Annotated in this window: 12 protein-coding genes; all 12 read left to right on the top strand. The window is 68.5% G+C overall.

Annotation, left to right across the window (positions count from 1 at the left end; genetic code table 11):
- Positions 1 to 24 precede the first annotated feature (24 nt).
- Positions 25 to 1,155 carry a glycosyltransferase gene (locus DVU99_RS02105; protein ID WP_114238539.1) on the top strand — a complete coding sequence of 377 codons (1,131 nt, stop codon included), beginning with the start codon at positions 25 to 27 and terminating at the stop codon, positions 1,153 to 1,155.
- A gap of 25 nt (positions 1,156 to 1,180) precedes the next feature.
- On the top strand, positions 1,181 to 2,311 hold the full coding sequence (locus DVU99_RS02100) for a glycosyltransferase family 2 protein (protein ID WP_114238538.1): 1,131 nt from the start codon (positions 1,181 to 1,183) through the stop codon (positions 2,309 to 2,311).
- A complete protein-coding gene (locus DVU99_RS02095) occupies positions 2,305 to 3,414 on the top strand; it encodes a polysaccharide deacetylase family protein (protein WP_232823408.1) in 1,110 nt (369 codons plus the stop codon). The genes DVU99_RS02100 and DVU99_RS02095 overlap by 7 nt, the downstream gene beginning before the upstream one ends.
- Complete coding sequence (locus DVU99_RS02090) at positions 3,402 to 4,664, top strand: O-antigen ligase (protein WP_114238537.1); 1,263 nt, start codon at positions 3,402 to 3,404, stop codon at positions 4,662 to 4,664. Before DVU99_RS02095 ends, DVU99_RS02090 begins: the two co-directional genes overlap by 13 nt.
- A gap of 91 nt (positions 4,665 to 4,755) precedes the next feature.
- Positions 4,756 to 6,114: a phenylacetate--CoA ligase family protein gene (locus tag DVU99_RS02085; protein WP_114238536.1), complete on the top strand. Its 1,359-nt coding sequence runs from the start codon at positions 4,756 to 4,758 to the stop codon at positions 6,112 to 6,114.
- Positions 6,111 to 7,220: a GT4 family glycosyltransferase PelF gene (pelF, locus tag DVU99_RS02080; RefSeq protein WP_114238535.1), complete on the top strand. Its 1,110-nt coding sequence runs from the start codon at positions 6,111 to 6,113 to the stop codon at positions 7,218 to 7,220. Before DVU99_RS02085 ends, pelF begins: the two co-directional genes overlap by 4 nt.
- Before the next feature lie 3 nt (positions 7,221 to 7,223).
- The gene (locus DVU99_RS02075; protein ID WP_114238534.1) at positions 7,224 to 8,402 is read left to right on the top strand and encodes a glycosyltransferase; all 1,179 of its coding nucleotides are present in this window, start codon (positions 7,224 to 7,226) and stop codon (positions 8,400 to 8,402) included.
- On the top strand, positions 8,399 to 9,040 hold the full coding sequence (locus tag DVU99_RS02070) for a polysaccharide deacetylase family protein (RefSeq protein WP_114238606.1): 642 nt from the start codon (positions 8,399 to 8,401) through the stop codon (positions 9,038 to 9,040). The genes DVU99_RS02075 and DVU99_RS02070 overlap by 4 nt, the downstream gene beginning before the upstream one ends.
- Entirely contained in the window at positions 9,037 to 10,203 is a 1,167-nt protein-coding gene (locus DVU99_RS02065; protein WP_114238533.1) for a glycosyltransferase family 4 protein, read from the top strand. The genes DVU99_RS02070 and DVU99_RS02065 overlap by 4 nt, the downstream gene beginning before the upstream one ends.
- Entirely contained in the window at positions 10,203 to 11,393 is a 1,191-nt protein-coding gene (locus DVU99_RS02060; RefSeq protein ID WP_114238532.1) for a hypothetical protein, read from the top strand. Before DVU99_RS02065 ends, DVU99_RS02060 begins: the two co-directional genes overlap by 1 nt.
- Entirely contained in the window at positions 11,378 to 12,166 is a 789-nt protein-coding gene (locus tag DVU99_RS02055) for a formyltransferase family protein (protein WP_114238531.1), read from the top strand. The genes DVU99_RS02060 and DVU99_RS02055 overlap by 16 nt, the downstream gene beginning before the upstream one ends.
- Positions 12,163 to 12,942 carry a polysaccharide deacetylase family protein gene (locus DVU99_RS02050; RefSeq protein ID WP_114238530.1) on the top strand — a complete coding sequence of 260 codons (780 nt, stop codon included), beginning with the start codon at positions 12,163 to 12,165 and terminating at the stop codon, positions 12,940 to 12,942. The genes DVU99_RS02055 and DVU99_RS02050 overlap by 4 nt, the downstream gene beginning before the upstream one ends.
- The last annotated feature ends 2 nt before the right edge of the window (positions 12,943 to 12,944 follow it).

Here is a 12,944-nt window from a genome sequence, read left to right as displayed (position 1 = left end):
CACATCGGTTCAGGGGAAGCCGATATGAGTTCGCTGGTCTACGCCGCGTTCCTTGCCAGCGCCTGGCTGCTGGCCTACACCTTCGTGGTGTATCCACTCGGCATCTGGCTGCTGGCTCGGCTGCGCCCTCTTCCGATCGACAAGCACAGCGCGACGCCGACGGTGAGCGTGATCATGGTGGTGCGCGAGGGCGCCCTGCACATCCAGGCCAAGCTGGCCAACCTCAGCACGCTCAACTATCCGCGCAGCCAGCTGCAGATCATCGTCGCCTGCGACGGTTGCCGCGACGGCACGCCGCGACTGGCACGGCTGTTCAAGGACCGCCGCGTGCGTGTGCTGGAATTCCACGAGCCACTGGGCCGGGCTGCCTGCCTCAACCGCGCCGTGGCCGCGGCCCAGGGCGAGGTGTTGCTGTTCACCGACGTGCGCCCGACGCTGGCGCCCATCGCGTTGCGCGAACTGGTGGCCAACCTTGCTGACCCGCGGGTGGGCATCGCCAGTGGCGAACTGCTCTATACCGACAGCCACAGCGGCTTCGCCCAGGGCATCGACACCTACTGGCGCTACGAAAAAGGGCTGCGGCTGGCCGAGAGCCAGAGCGGCTCGACGATTGGCGTCAGCAGCGCGCTGTACGCCATGCGTCGCCTGCAGTACGAGCCGCTGCCACCCGAAACCATGCTGGACGATGTGCTGGTGCCGATGCGCGTGATCGCCAGCCGGCGCCGCGTGGTGTTCGAGCCACGCGCGCTGGCCTGGGACCGGCTGGTCCAATTGCCGGAGGAGGACCGGCCGCGCCGCATCTACAACGCGGCCGGCCATTGCCAGTTGATCGGCCTGGCGCCCTGGCTGCTGTCACCGCAGGACAACCCGCTGTGGCTGCGTTTCGTCAGCCACAAGCTGCTGCGCCTGGCGGCGCCCTGGCTGCTGCTCGGCATGGCGCTCACCTCCGCCTTGCTGGTACGCCGCCACCTGCTGTGCACGGCAACGCTGGCGCTGCTGGTTGCCGGCGCGGGGCTGGTCGCCATGGGCCGCCTGCAGCCCGGCCTCACCCGCTGGCTGCCGGTGCGGCTGGCCATCACCTTCTTCTACCTCAACCTGTTCGCCGCGCAGGCGGTGATGGGTATCGCCCGCCAGCGGGACGCCCAGCCATGGTGAGGCCCATGCCCACGGAGCGCGCGCGATGATGGCCGCCGGCTACCTGGTGTTCTGGCTGTGCGCGCTGCTGCTCGCGCACATCTTCGTGGGCTACCCGCTGTGCGTGTGGCTGCAGGCAAGGCTGTTTCCGCGCGCCATCGCCAAGCAGCCTTGCACGCCCACCGTGACGGTGGTGATCGCCGCGTACGAAGGCGCCGCGCACATCGAGGCCAAGCTGGTGAGCCTGGGCGCGCTGCAGTATCCGCGCGAGCTCGTCGACATCCTCGTGGCCTGCGACGGCTGCACCGACGACACCGCCCGGCGTGCCCTCCAGTTCGGCGACGAGCGCGTGCGGGTGCTGGAATATCCCAGCCGGCGCGGCAAGGCGGCCTGCCTCAATGACGCCGTGCGCCACGCCCGTGGCGAGGTGCTGCTGATGACGGACCTGCGCCAGCGGCTGGCGCCCGGCGCCTTGCAGGAACTGGTGGCCAACCTCGCCGATCCGTCGGTGGGGGCAGTCGGTGGCGAGCTGATGCTATCGGATCCCGAAACCGGCTTCGCCCAGAGCGTCGACGCCTACTGGCGCTACGAGAAGCTGATCCGCCATGCCGAGAGCCGCTCGGGCTCCACCATCGGCGTGAGCGGCGCGCTGTACGCCATCCGCCGCTCGCTGTTCCAGCCGCTGCCCGACGGCACCGTGCTGGACGACGTGCTGGTGCCGATGCGCGTGATCGCCAGTGGCCATCGCGTGGTGTTCGAACCCGCGGCCGTGGCGTGGGACCGTGTCACGCAGGCGCCGACCGAAGAACGCCGGCGCAAGATCCGCACGCTGGCCGGCAACTGCCAGCTGATCCAGCTGGCCCCCTGGCTGCTGCTGCCCTGGCGCAACCCGGCGTGGTTCCGCTTCGTCAGCCACAAGCTGCTGCGCCTGCTGGGGCCGTGGCTGCTGGTTGGCCTTGCGATCAGCTCGGCCTGCCTCGCCTCCAGCTCGCTCGTCTGCGCCGCCACGCTGGCCCTTCTGTTGCTGGCCAGCCTGCTGGTGGTGGTCGGTCGCCTGCAGCCTGCACCCGTGCGCTGGCTGCCGGTACGCCTGGCGGTCGCCTTCTTCTATCTCAACCTGTTCGCCGCGCAGGCCGTGGTGACCTTTGCCCGCAATCGAGGACTCCATCTATGGTGACCCAGGTAAGGGACAGCGGCCGGCCGGCCGGGCTCCGGGGGCAGCTGGGCGAGCTATGCCACAGCAGCGGACTGCTCGGTTCGCTGCAACGCATGCGCTCATGGCTGCACAAGGACCTGCGCATCCTGGCCTATCACCGCATCACCCCGCTGCCGGACCCGGATGCCTACGAATTCGACCTGGAGCTGATCAGCGCCTCGCCCGCGGGTTTCCGCGAACAGATGCGCTTCGTGCGCGACCACTACCACCCCATCAGCCTCAGTGAGGTCGCCACGGCGATCAATGCCGGCAAGGAACTTCCCACCGACGCGGTGGTGATCACCTTCGACGACGGCTACAGCGACAACTACCACGTGGCCTATCCGATCCTGCGTGAGCTGGGCGTGCCGGCCACCTTCTTCGTGTCCACCGGGCACATCGACAGCGGCCGGCCATTCGCCTACGACTGGCTCGTGCACATGATCCTGCTTACCGGCGCGCCACGGCTGGAGCTGCCCGAGCTGGAGATGGACGTGCGCATGCCCGCCAGCCGGGCCGAACGCCGCGTGCTGGCCGCCATGGTGCTCGATCGCATGAAGGAGCTCGATGCGCGCGAGCAGTCGGCCATGACCCGGCGGCTGGAAGAGCAATGGCGCATGCCCGGCGACCACGCGCCGCAGGACTGCCGCCCGATGAGCTGGGACCAGGTGCGCGAGATGCATGCGGCCGGCTACGAGTTCGGCTCGCACGGGGTGCATCACCGCATGCTCTCCAAGCTGCCGCAGGACGAGCTGGAATTCGAGGTGCACCACTCGCGCGACACGCTCCACCGCGAACTGGGCCCAGCGATGCTGCACATGTCCTACCCCGTGGGCGGCGCCCGCGCCTTCGACCAGCGCGTGATCGACGTCACTCGCGATGCCGGCTTCGAGCTGGCCTGCTGCTACATCAGCGGCACCAACGCACCGCGCGACTTCAACCGCTACGCGCTGTACCGCCTGGCGGTGGAGCGCAACATGGGCACCGGCTGGTTCGCCGCCATGCTGGCGCTGCCCAGCCTGATGAGCTACCCCAGCGGCGGGCGCATGCATGACCTGAGGGAATCACCGGCATGTTCCCACTGATCCTGCTCTACCTCGTACTGACCATCGTACGGCCGCAGGACTACATGCCGGCCCTGGTCGGCGTGCCGGTGCTGCCGGTGGTGCTGGTGCTGGCCTTCCTCAGCTGGATGGGCTCCCGCGCCAAGACCTTCGCCGCGCCCCAGTTCGTGATACTGCCGGCGTTCCTGCTGGTGCTGATGATTTCGCAGGCCACCAACGGCTGGGTCGGCGGCATGCTCGACCAGCTGGGCAAGTTCGGTCCGGCGGTGATCTCGTTCTTCATCCTGGCCGCCGCCTGCACCACGCGCCGGCACACGGTGATCAGCATGGCGGTGATCGTGTTGTGCTCGCTGGTGCTGGCCCTGCACGGCGTGCAGCAGGCCAACGACGGCGTCGGCTGGACCGGCATCCCCATCGGCGAGGACGGCCGCATCCAGTACGTGGGCATCTTCAACGATCCCAACGACCTGGGCCTGCTGTTCGTGGCGGCGGTGCCGATGGCGGTGTTCCTGGGCAAGCAATCGGGTTTCCTCGGCAAGCTGTTCTGGTTTGCCGGCACCTTGCTGCTGCTGTACGGCATCCGTCTCACCAATTCGCGCGGCGCGCTGCTGGCGGTGCTGATGATGGCCGGTGTCTACGTGTGGTATCGCCGCGGCATCGTCACGGCCGGTATCCTCGGCGCGGTCGGCCTGGCCTGCATGAAGCTGCTTTCCTCGCGTATGCAGGAGCTCGACGCCGGCGAGGAATCGGCCAACGGCCGCGTGGACGCGTGGTATTCGGGCCTGCACATGTTCATGTCCCATCCGCTGTTTGGCGTGGGCGCGGGCAACTTCACCGAGTACAACGAGCTCACCGCGCACAACTCCTTCGTGCTGGTGCTGGCCGAGGCCGGCTTCGTCGGTTACGTGCTGTGGCTGGCCTTCGTCTGCTACAGCTTCTGGATGATGTGGCTGGTACTGCGTTACCGGCCCGATGCCACCGCCGAGCCGGAAGCCTTTGCCCAGTGGGAAACCGAGCGCCCGCTCGCGCTCACCCTGTTCATCGTGCTGTGCGGCATGTTCACCACGGCGTTCTTCCTCAGCCGCAGCTACATGATCGTGCTCTACCTGATCCTGGCCATCGTGGTGGGCTATTACGTGGGCGTGCGCCAGCGCCTTCCCGGCGTACAGACGACACGCCTCACGCAGGGCTGGTGGCGCTGGGTACCAGCCGCCATGGGCAGCATCGCCGGACTGTATGTGCTGGTGGCGATCCTGCTGAGGACGGCCTGATGAACGCATGGGCCGCGGCGCATGCGATGAACCACGGGCGCCTCGCGCCCGCACCGGCGATGCCGCCGGTCCATGACAGGGGGTACGCACCATGAGCAGCTTGTACGAAACGGCGTTCCGGCGGGTGCTGTATCCCGCCTACGAATCCGGCCTGCGCCGCCGGGGCACGCTCGCCTACCTGGACGAATACGAGCGCAGCCAGTGGCTCTCCCCGGAGCAGCTGGCCGAGCTGCAGTGGACGCGGCTCAAACGCCTGCTCGAGCACTGCTACCGCGACGTGCCCTACTACCAGAAGCAATGGCGCGGGCTGGGCATCACCCCGGACGACATCCGTAGCCTGGACGACTACGCACGCCTGCCCACGCTCACCAAGGCGGATATCCGCAGCCACGCCGAGGACCTCAAGGCGCTGTCGTGGCGCGACCGCATGCTCTACAAGAACACCAGCGGCTCCACCGGCGAACCGTTGCGCTTCGGCTACACCCGCGAGAGCAACGACCGCCGCACCGCCGTGATGTTCCGGGGGTACAACTGGGCCGGGGCCCCTCCGGGCCGTCGCAGCCTGGTGCTGTGGGGCGGAGGGCTGGGCAACCCGCCGCGCATGCGCCGCTGGAAGGACCAGCTGTTCCATGCCGCGTTCGGGCGACGGCTGGTCAACAGTTTCCATATGACCGATACGAACCTGGGCGAGTACGCCGACCTGATCGACCGCTACAAGCCCGAGGTGCTGCTCGGCTATTTCAGCCCCCTGCTGCGGCTGGCGCAGTGGCTGCTGGAACAGGGCCGGCGCGTGCATGCACCCAAGGCGTTCATCGTCAACGGCGAGGCCATGCACGAGTTCCAGCGCAAAATCGTCGAAGAGGCCTACGGCTGTCCGGCCTATAACACCTACGGCTGCCGCGAGTTCATGATGGTGGCTGGCGAATGCGACCAACACCGCGGCATGCATGTGAACATCGACCACCTGGTGGTGGAACGCATCGCGCCGCCAGGCGCGCAGCTCGATCCGCTCACCGGGGAGGCGGTGGTCACCGACCTTTTCAACTACGGCATGCCGTTCATCCGCTATGCCACCGGCGACCTGATCACAGCCTCGCCGGAGCGCTGTTCGTGCGGGCGCGGATTGCCGCTGATCACCCAGGTCGAGGGACGCATGCTCGACGCCATACGCACGCCGGACGGACGCATCCTGCCGGGCATGTTCTTCCCGTTCCTGCTCAAGGAGGTGCCGGGCGTGAACCAGTACCAGATCGTGCAGCGCCAGCTCGACCGGCTCGACGTGCGCCTGGTGCGGGGCAAGGCGTTCACCGACGACTCGCTGGCGATGATCCAGCACGAGATCCGCAAGGTGCTCGGCGACAGCATCGAGCTCCATTGCGAGTTCGTGGACACCATCCCGCTCACCCGCAGCGGCAAGACGCGGCTCACCATTTCGGAACTGAGTCCGTGAACATCACCCACGTGGTCGAAAACCTCAACCGCGGCGGCCTGGAACGCATGGTGCTGGAGCTGGTGAAGATCCAGCACCGGCAGGGCCATCACTGCCAGGTGGTGTGCCTGTTCGAACCGGGCACGCTGGCGCACGAGCTGGACGCGCTGGGCATACCCGTGTCCGGCTGCCACAAGCGGCAGGGGCTGGACCTGCGCGCGCTGGCGCAGGCCCGCCGCATGATCAGCCGCCACGACACCGAGGTACTGCATACCCACAACGCCGTGGCCCATTACCAGGCGGTGATCGCCAGCTGCGGGCTCGGCGTGCGCCGCATCGTGAACACCCGCCACGGCATGGGTATGAACGCGCGTACCGTGCGCCGCGAGTGGCTGTACCGCCGCGCGCTGTCGCGCACCGACGCGGTGGTCACGGTGTGCGAGGCCGCGCGTCGCGACGCGGTGGCCCGCGGCATCGTACCCAGCATGAAGGCCGAGGTGGTGCCCAACGGCATCCAGGTCGAAATGTTCGCGCCAGCCTCGCCGGACATGCGCGTGCGCCTGCTCGATGCGCTGCAGCTGCCCGCGCACAGCACCCTGATCGGCAACGTGGGCCGCTTCAACTGGGCCAAGGACCAGCTCGGCCTGATCCGCGCCTTCGGGCATATCCATGCGCTGCGCCCGGAGGCCTCGCTGGTTCTGATCGGCGATGGCGAATTGCGCGCCGAGCTTGAACAGGCCGTGCGCGAGGAAGGCCTGCAACGCCGGGTGCACTTCCTCGGCGACCGCAACGACGTGCATGAACTGCTGCGCGGACTGGACCTGTTCGTGCTGTCATCGGTGAGCGAGGGCTATTCGATGGCGCTGCTGGAAGCCTGCGCCGCCGCCCTGCCGATCGTGGCCACCGACGTGGGCGGGAACCGCGAGATCGTGCACGACGGCTACACCGGCCGGCTGGTGCCCGCCGGCAACCCGCGCGCGCTGGCCGACGCCATGCTCGCCTTCCTGCAGGCGCCGCAGAAAGCCAACGCCTGCGGGCTGGCGGCACGCGAATGGGTGGAACGCTACGGCTCGCTGGAAATGATGGCCGGCCGCTATGCAAGGCTTTACCAGGAAACGAGGCGCTGAGCGATGCGATTGCGCGTGCTGGTTCTCACCAACCTGTTTCCCACTCCGTGGGATCCGCTGCGTGGCGCGTTCAATCGCCAGCAGTTCGAGCGGCTGGGACAGCACCACGACGTGGACGTGCTCACCGCCGTGGATTTTCGCGAACGCATGGGCGCTGCGAAGGCTGAGGTGACGGCGGACAACCTGCGCACCGATCACTTCACGTTCTACTACCTGCCGCGCATCGGACGCCCCCTGCATGCGCTGTGCTGGCTGCTGTCCTTGCTCGCGCAACGCCGGCGCCAGCTGCGCGCCGCCAACTACGACTGCGTGCTCGCCAGCTGGGCCTATCCCGATGCCGTGGCCGCCGGATGGCTGGCTCGGCGCCTGGGCGTACCCTACGTGGTGAAGGTGCACGGCAGCGACCTCAACGTGCAGGCCAATCACGTGCTGCGCCGCGTACAGATCCGTAGCGCACTGCGCGGCGCCGCTGCGGTGGTCGCGGTGAGCCAGGCGCTGGCCGGCAAGGCCGCCGCACTCGGTGCACCGACCGGACAGGTGCATGTGCTCTACAACGGCGTGGATCCCGCGCTGTTCTCGCCCGGCCCGCGCCAGGACGCACGCCAGCGCCTTGGCCTGCCCGCAGAGGCGCCCGTGTTGCTGTACGTGGGCAATCTCAAGGACAGCAAGGGCTGCCTGGATCTGCTCGAAGCCTTCCCTGCGGTGCTGGCGGCGCATCCCGATGCCAGGCTCGTCTACGTCGGCAGCGGCCCGTGCCGGCAGGCGCTGCTCGATCGCGCCACGGCGCTTGGCTGCATCGGCCAGCTGCAGTTGGCCGGCGCCGCGCCGCACGAGGCGCTGGGCGACTGGTTCCGCGCGGCCAGCCTGCTGTGCCTGCCCAGCCACAACGAGGGCGTACCCAACGTCGTGCTGGAGGCGATGTCCTGCGGCACGCCGGTGGTGGCCACGCGCGTGGGCGGCATTCCGGAGGTGCTGCCCGCGCTCGCCGGCCTGCTGGTGCCGGTGCGTGACTGCGCCGCGTTGTCGGCCGCGCTGAACGAGGTGCTGCAGCGCGCATGGGACAGCGATGCGATCGCACGGCAGGCATCCGCCTTCCGCTGGGAGGACAACGTGAACCGCCTCGCCGGCATCCTGTGCGAGGCGGTGGCCGGGGCGCCAGCCGCAGCCAGGGCCGCGGCATGAACATGCGGCCGAAGAAACAGCAACTGTTGCGCTGGCTCCCCGATGCGCTGGTGCAGACCCGTGGCTCTGCCCTCGGCGGCACCCGCTATCTCACCTTCGACGACGGCCCCGACCCCGACTACACCCCGCGCCTGCTCGACCTGCTGGCCAGGCATGGCGTGAACGCCAGCTTTTTCCTGGTCGGTCACCGCGTCGAGCAGCATCCGGCACTGGTGGAACGCATGGTGGCCGAGGGCCACCTGATCGCCAACCACTCGTGGAGCCACTGGTCGTTCAAGCCGATGCCGCTGCGCAAGCAGGTGGAGGAGTTCCAGCGTACCGACCAGTTGCTGCGCAGCTTCGACCAGCAGCCGCAACACCGGCTGCGTACGCCACAGGGCTACCTGGACACGCGCCTGCTGCTGTACTGCGCGCGCCACAGGCGCAACATCGTGTACTGGTCCTACGACAGCATGGACTACCAGAAACCCAGCCATGGGGAGCTGGTCGCGCGCCTGCGCGCCGCGCCACCCAAGGCGGGCGACATCGTGCTGATGCACGACGACAGCGACCGTGCCACCGATGCGCTCGCCGTGCTGCTGCCCGAGTGGCTGGCGCAGGGCCAGCGGTTCCACGCACTGCCAGGGAATGCTGCATGAGGATCCTCTACCACCACCGCACGCAGGGTCGTCACGTGGAGGGCGTGCATATCCGCGGCATCGTGCATGCGCTGCGCGACCTCGGCCACGACGTCACCATCCTGTCCTTCCCCGGCGCCGACCCCGAGCACGAATTTGCCCCGAAGGCGGGTGCCGGCACGGGCCGGCTGGCCGGCCTGGTGGCGCGCATGCCGGGCGTGCTGTTCGAGCTGCTGGAACTGGGCTACAACCTGGTCACCCTGGTGCGCCTGCGCCGCGCCATCCGCGAGCAGCGCCCGCAGCTGATCTACGAGCGCTACTCGCTATTCCTGTTCATGACGGTGTGGCTGGCGCAGCGCCATGACATCCCGGTGGTGCTGGAGATCAACGACTCGGCGCTGGTGCATCGCGTGCGCCCGCTCAAGCTCAAGGGGCTGGCGCGCCGCATCGAAGGCTGGTGCCTGCGCCGCAGTACCGGGCTGGTGTTCATCTCCAGCTATTTCCGCGCCCAGGCGGAACAGGCCTATGGTGACATTGCGCCGTCGGTGATCTCGCCGAATGCCGCCGACCTCGGCCGTTTCAATCCGCGCCGCTTCGACCGCGAGCGCCTGCGCGGCGAGCGCGGCCTGCACGGTCAGGTGGTGTGCGGCCACATCGGCGTGTTCGCGCGCTGGCACGGCGTGGACGGCTTCGTCGAGGCGATCGCCGAACGCCTGCGCGAACAGCCCGGCCTGGTGCTGGTGCTGGTCGGCGACGGGCGCACCCTGCCGGCCGTGCGCGCGCTGGTGGAGGCCCGCGGCCTTGCCAACCGCGTGATCCTGCCCGGACGCGTGCCGCACGACGACGTGGCGGCCTGGATCGCCTGCATGGATTACGCGGTGCTGCCGGACTCCAACCTCTACGGCTCACCCATGAAACTGTTCGAACTGATGGCGATGGGCGTGGCCGTGGTGGCCCCCGACTATGCGCCGGTCGCCGAGGTGATCCGCGACGGTCAGACCGGCTGGCTGTTCCCGCGCGGCGAACTCGATGCCTGCGTGCAGCGCGTGCTCGACCTTGCCGCGCGGCATGACGAGCGTGACCGCATCGGCCATGCCGCGCGCGAATACGTGGTGCGCGAACGCCAGTGGCGCAACAATGCCGAACAGCTGCTGTCGCTGCTGCCCCTGCCGGAGGGCGTGTAATGGTCGCCGCGCTGATCGTCCTGCTCCTGCTGGCGGGTGCCGGCCTCGTGCTCAGGCGGGTGATCCGCTCGCGCAACATGCACCTGTGGCTGGGCAGCTACCTGCGCCGGCGCATAGCCCGGCCGGAACAGGGCCCGATCCATGTGATGTTCTGTTTCGTCGACCACTTCGAGCCGGCCTGGGGTCGCGTGGACCTGGAAACCCAGCGTACCCGCGTGGACCGCTGGTGCCACGACTACCGCTTGCTGGCCGGCGCGCATCGCGACGCCGACGGACGCCCGCCCCAGCACACCTTCTTCTATCCGGAAGAGGAATACCTGGAGGAACACCTGGACAAGCTCGCCTCGCTATGTGCCGACGGCTTCGGCGAGATCGAGATCCACCTGCACCACGACAACGACACCGAGGCGAACTTCCGCGCCACCATCCAGCGCTTCAACGAACTCCTGCACGCCAGGCACGGCGCCCTCTCGCGCGACCCGGACAGCGGTGAGCTGCGCTTCGGCTTCATCCACGGCAACTGGTGCCTGGACAACTCCCGCGCCGACGGCCGCTGGTGCGGGCTCAACAACGAGCTGGTGCTGCTGCGCGAGCTGGGCTGCTACGCCGATTTCACCCTGCCCTCGGCGCCCAGCGACACACAGACGCACATCATCAACACCATCTACTACGCCACCGACGACCCGCTGCGGCCCAAGTCGCACGACCGCGGCGTGCCGGTGCGCGTGGGCGGCAGCCCCAGCGGCGACCTGATGATCGTGCAGGGTCCGCTGGGCCTGAACTGGCATGACCGCCGCCATGGGCTGATACCGCGCATCGAGAATGCCGACGTGCGCGTCTCCTGCCCACCGCATGCGCACCGTGTCGATGCGTGGATACGCACCGCCGTGCAAGTCGAAGGCCGCCCGGACTGGATCTTCGTGAAGATCCACACGCACGGCACGCAGGAGCGCGACATGGACACGCTGCTCGGCGAGCCCATGCACGTCATGCACGAGTACCTGGAGCGCCGCTACAACGACGGCCAGCGCTACGTACTGCACTACGTGACCTCCCGTGAGCTGTACAACATCGTCAAGGCCGCCGAGGCCGGCAAGCGCGGCAACCCCAACCATTGGCGCGACTACCTGCTGCCGCCGCCCCCGCTGGCCACCGCTGCCGCCAGGAGCGCCGCATGCGCACCGTGCTGATCTGCCATGCCGGTGACGACTTCGACCGCGTCGGCCTCGCCGCGTGGCTGGCGTCGTTCACCGAACTGGCCGGCATCGTGGTACTGGAGGAAACCGCGGCGCAAAAGCGCGCGCGCGTGCGCCGCGAGATCCACCGGGTGGGCTGGTTGCGCTTTCTGGACGTGCTGGCCATGCGCGTGTACCAGCGCCTTGCGCTGGCGGGCCGGGACCACGCCTTCGCCACCGCGGCACTCGCCAGCATGCAGGCGCGCTACGGCCGCGTCGCGGCGGCCAAGCAGCTGGTGGTGTCGGATGTGAACGACCCCGCCGTGGCCGACTTCCTGCGCCGCACGGCCCCCGACATCGTGCTGGCGCGCTGCAAGCAGCTGCTGAAGAAACGCCTCATCGCGCTGCCGCGCATTGGCTGCTTCGTGCTGCACCCGGGTATCTGCCCGGAGTACCGCAATGCGCACGGTTGCTTCTGGGCCTTGTCCCAGCGCGACCTGGAGCGCGTCGGCATGACCCTGCTCAAGGTGGACGCCGGGGTGGATACCGGTCCGGTGTACGGCTACTACAGCTATGCGTTCGATGAGCGCAGCGAATCGCACGTGGTGATCCAGTACCGCGTGGTGCTGGAGAACCTCGACCGGCTCGCCCTGCGCTTGCAGGAAATCGCCCAGGGCACCGCGCCGGTGATCGACACGCGCCACCGCCAAAGCGGCGCGTGGGGCCAACCCTGGTTCACCCGCTACCTGCGCTGGCAGCGCGAGGCGGCCAGGGCCGGTGCGCGATGAGCCTGCCGTCGCTGATGTACCACGACGTGATCGTGCCGGGGCAGCCCGACGACAGCGGTTTTCCCGGCCCAGCCGCCGCGCACTACAAGATGACGCTCGACCTGTTCGCGCAGCACCTGGAACAGCTTGCCCGCAGTCGCCTGCATTTTCCCGACGTCACTGCATTGCGCGATCCAGTGTCGCGCAGCTGCCTGCTCACCTTCGACGACGGCGGCGCCAGTGCACCCTACATCGGCGAGGCGCTGGCGGCGCGTGGCATGACCGGTCATTTCTTCATCACCACCCATCGCATCGGCACGCATGGCTTCGTCGAGCCGGACGACCTGCTGGCCCTGCAACGGCTGGGCCACGTGGTGGGCAGCCATTCGCACACCCACCCATCCGACATCTCCGCGCTCAACGACGCAGCACTGCTGGCGCAGTGGAAGGAGAGCCGCGATCGCCTGCAGCAACTGCTTGGCACGCCGGTGATCGCGGCCTCGGTGCCCGGCGGCTTCTATACCGAGCGCGTCGCCCGCATCGTCGCCGAGACCGGCTACCAGTACCTGTTCACTTCCGAGCCGACGGCCCGCGCGCATGTGGTCGATGGCTGCCAGATCCTGGGGCGCTACGCGCTGTGGCACGACAGCAGTCCCGACATGGCGGTGGCGCTGGCCCGCGGCATCGGCTCACAGCGGGAGCGGCAATGGCTGGCGTGGAATCTCAAGAAGCCGTTGAAGCGCTGGACCCGTCCGGTCTACCAGCGTCTGCGCCGCCGCTGGCTGGGCGATAGCTGAGC

Source organism: Dyella sp. C9, assembly GCF_003332825.1.
In the GTDB taxonomy this organism is placed as follows: Bacteria; Pseudomonadota; Gammaproteobacteria; order Xanthomonadales; family Rhodanobacteraceae; genus Dyella.
This window is presented reverse-complemented; position numbering and strand designations above follow the sequence as displayed.

What these genes read in the sequence shown, in the direction of transcription:
- DVU99_RS02055 (WP_114238531.1), top strand. Translation starts at nt 11,378, where the DNA reads ATGCGCACCGTGCTGATCTGCCATGCCGGTGACGACTTCGACCGCGTC.
- DVU99_RS02050 (WP_114238530.1), top strand. Translation starts at nt 12,163, where the DNA reads ATGAGCCTGCCGTCGCTGATGTACCACGACGTGATCGTGCCGGGGCAG.
- DVU99_RS02090 (WP_114238537.1), top strand. Translation starts at nt 3,402, where the DNA reads ATGTTCCCACTGATCCTGCTCTACCTCGTACTGACCATCGTACGGCCG.
- DVU99_RS02070 (WP_114238606.1), top strand. Translation starts at nt 8,399, where the DNA reads ATGAACATGCGGCCGAAGAAACAGCAACTGTTGCGCTGGCTCCCCGAT.
- DVU99_RS02060 (WP_114238532.1), top strand. Translation starts at nt 10,203, where the DNA reads ATGGTCGCCGCGCTGATCGTCCTGCTCCTGCTGGCGGGTGCCGGCCTC.
- DVU99_RS02065 (WP_114238533.1), top strand. Translation starts at nt 9,037, where the DNA reads ATGAGGATCCTCTACCACCACCGCACGCAGGGTCGTCACGTGGAGGGC.
- DVU99_RS02105 (WP_114238539.1), top strand. Translation starts at nt 25, where the DNA reads ATGAGTTCGCTGGTCTACGCCGCGTTCCTTGCCAGCGCCTGGCTGCTG.
- DVU99_RS02100 (WP_114238538.1), top strand. Translation starts at nt 1,181, where the DNA reads ATGATGGCCGCCGGCTACCTGGTGTTCTGGCTGTGCGCGCTGCTGCTC.
- DVU99_RS02095 (WP_232823408.1), top strand. Translation starts at nt 2,305, where the DNA reads ATGGTGACCCAGGTAAGGGACAGCGGCCGGCCGGCCGGGCTCCGGGGG.
- DVU99_RS02075 (WP_114238534.1), top strand. Translation starts at nt 7,224, where the DNA reads ATGCGATTGCGCGTGCTGGTTCTCACCAACCTGTTTCCCACTCCGTGG.
- DVU99_RS02085 (WP_114238536.1), top strand. Translation starts at nt 4,756, where the DNA reads ATGAGCAGCTTGTACGAAACGGCGTTCCGGCGGGTGCTGTATCCCGCC.